The 2,347-nt window shown below is 39.6% G+C and carries 2 protein-coding genes and 2 pseudogenes; 1 reads left to right on the top strand and 3 read right to left on the bottom strand.

The genetic code is table 11. The features are described 5' to 3' along the window. Window positions 1-176: 176 nt before the first annotated feature. The 3 genes and pseudogenes from BZG82_RS15925 to BZG82_RS16695 form a co-directional block, all read right to left on the bottom strand. Complete coding sequence (locus BZG82_RS15925) at window positions 177-944, bottom strand: GNAT family N-acetyltransferase (RefSeq protein ID WP_077480114.1); 768 nt, start codon at window positions 942-944, stop codon at window positions 177-179. Between the two features lie 46 nt (window positions 945-990). Then, window positions 991-1,506 carry a GNAT family N-acetyltransferase gene (locus tag BZG82_RS15920; protein ID WP_077766311.1) on the bottom strand — a complete coding sequence of 172 codons (516 nt, stop codon included), beginning with the start codon at window positions 1,504-1,506 and terminating at the stop codon, window positions 991-993. Between the two features lie 262 nt (window positions 1,507-1,768). After that, window positions 1,769-2,140 (bottom strand): annotated as a pseudogene (locus BZG82_RS16695) (TIR domain-containing protein); the annotation flags it as partial. Between the two features lie 89 nt (window positions 2,141-2,229). On the opposite strand from BZG82_RS16695, the pseudogene BZG82_RS16290 reads away from it, so the two are divergent. Then, window positions 2,230-2,347 (top strand): annotated as a pseudogene (locus tag BZG82_RS16290) (IS5/IS1182 family transposase); the annotation flags it as partial.

Below are 2,347 nucleotides of genomic sequence, written 5' to 3'. Positions count from 1 at the left end.
CCTTTATTGATAATCAACATCACTTAGACACAACCTTGAATACAGAAGGTAACTATATCTAATCAATTAACTTTGACGCTAGTCTCTCTAAGTACCACTTTTAAGGTAACAGTATATACGCTTACTTATTGGCTGCTCTCGCGCTGAAAGAAGTGCCAGAGGCAGCTAATCGTTTATTAGCTATTTGGTGAAGTGTATCCCGTTGTTGTCGCTACGACTTCAAAACCACGCTTTGATACGATTGGTTTACTCATATCTGAGGCATCGATTATAAGATATTTAACCCGTTTCGATTTCGCTTCAGCGATGCGTTTGTTAAGGAGCAAACTATAATACCCATTACCGCGAAATTCTTCGATTGTGCTTCCGCCCCAAATACCTGCAAATGGACTGCTTCCATTAAACGTTAGCCAGCCAGAAGTGACTGGTTGATCGTTGACATACACTACATAAATGGACACTGAATCTGGAGAATTTTCTTTGAGACTCATTAGGTAGTTGTATTGCCAATCGAAGTCTCCACCCCAAACTTGTTCTTGAACCCTTATTGCGTCACGAATGCCTGTGCTGTCAGAAACCTCTGTGATCTGAGATTCATCAAAGGGCTCACCAATGGCCTTTGAAAGATCCAAAACCATAAATGATTCGGTATCTTCTTTTTCAAAACCATTAGCGAGTAATACACTGCCGATATTACTTGGATTATCGGTACTATATGTCTTCCACTCAAAGCATAAGTTGCGTTGGCTAAAGTATACTAGCTGCTCTTTAACTATTGATTCAGCAATATTTTCGTCAAAATCAAAGAAAGAAATATAACTACCACAACGATCTTTTGATACGAACTTCGTCAGATTATTATCTGACTCCTTTACACCATTAAACGAGGGAACAAGCTTTCGCTCAAACTCATTGTAGTCTCGCATTACATCCACTGTATTCATTTTATCCTCATTGATTGCTACCTTGCAGAAATACGCTAGTTATGAACTAATCAACACAATCAGGCATAGCATCCAACGTCTTTCCTAACCAAATTGAACTAATATAATGCCCATTTTTTCTTGCGTACTCGTYGAAAACACCAACCTCTTTAAAACCAAAGCGTTTATGCAAAGCTATTGATGCATCATTTGGCAACGCAATACCGGCCAGTGCGCGATGAACACCGCACGTGCTTATCGATGAGAATAACCGCTTATACAGCCTAGTCCCTAAGCCTTTGCCTTTCGCCTCTGGCGCTAAATACACTGTCACCTCGACCGTATCGTCAAAAGCAAAATTCACCCTATACGGTTGGGAGCATGCAAAACCACATACTAAGCCGTATTCTATCGCAACATAAAGCTGATGCTTCGTTCCACTTGAAAACTGCGAAAACCATTCTTGGCGATTCTCTACTGTGAACGGCTCTACCTCAAATCGAGCATTGGTATGTTCGATGTAAAAGTTAAAAATGTCGGTAATAGCCGATACATCTGTATGCTTGCCAGTCCTAATTTCCATGCAATATCCTTACTCTATATCGTCGATGTTCACCATCACTCGAATTATCAAGACGACACCGTCTAGCTCGGTACTGTTTTAGGAGAAAAAAGTTGAGCTCGCTAAACACCACTTTTCTCTTTATTCAGAGATTAATTACAAAAAATTGCCATTATTGCCTGTGAACGTGAGATGATGGTGAGCTTAGGTTCAATGCTCAAAGACGGCGTGATGTGGGATAGAGATCTCGCCAAAATTCAACGATTGACGACATGCTCGTTTGTTACGTGCGTATTTTATTGACTTCGGCATCATCAATTTCAATACCATTATCAATAAAATATTTCACTTGTTTAAACATATCGCTATCGTTGGTGAAATTTAAGCTATATATTGGTTTACCGATTGATAACGCATGTTCAATTTCCAATGATATCCAAGGTGATGTAAATGAATTGTCTGTATTCACGGAGTTTTTTGTTTGCAGAAATACAATACACCTTGATTGTTCAATTCGCTTTTTTAGCACCATTTTGGTGTAGTCACTTACTAGATTTCGCTTCAAAAAATCATTATCACTAGTCCAGTCACAGTAAACACTTAAATCATGATTATTAAGGCTCTGCTTAACCTGCCTTACTAAATCAGAGTCTTTATAGCTATGCGAGGCGTTGTTTCCTAAATCATTGAACTTATCATCCGAGCCGCGATCAGATCATCAACGCCTCAAACAGGTCACCGATGATGAGCAAAGCCAAGTATAAAATCAGCAATTGGAAGCAATACAATCAAGCACTGATTAATCGTGGTTCGATTACCTTTTGGGTTGATGACGCCGCTATCCAGACTTGGCACTGCAAAG

The sequence above is a fragment of the Salinivibrio sp. PR5 genome (assembly GCF_001996085.1).
In the GTDB taxonomy this organism is placed as follows: domain Bacteria; phylum Pseudomonadota; class Gammaproteobacteria; order Enterobacterales; family Vibrionaceae; genus Salinivibrio; species Salinivibrio proteolyticus.
The sequence above is the reverse complement of the archived record's forward strand: the minus strand, read 5'-3'. Positions and strand labels throughout refer to the sequence as shown.

Bases quoted from the DNA above. Each gene is read 5' to 3' on its own strand.
- BZG82_RS15925 (WP_077480114.1), bottom strand. From the start codon at position 944: ATGAATACAGTGGATGTAATGCGAGACTACAATGAGTTTGAGCGAAAG.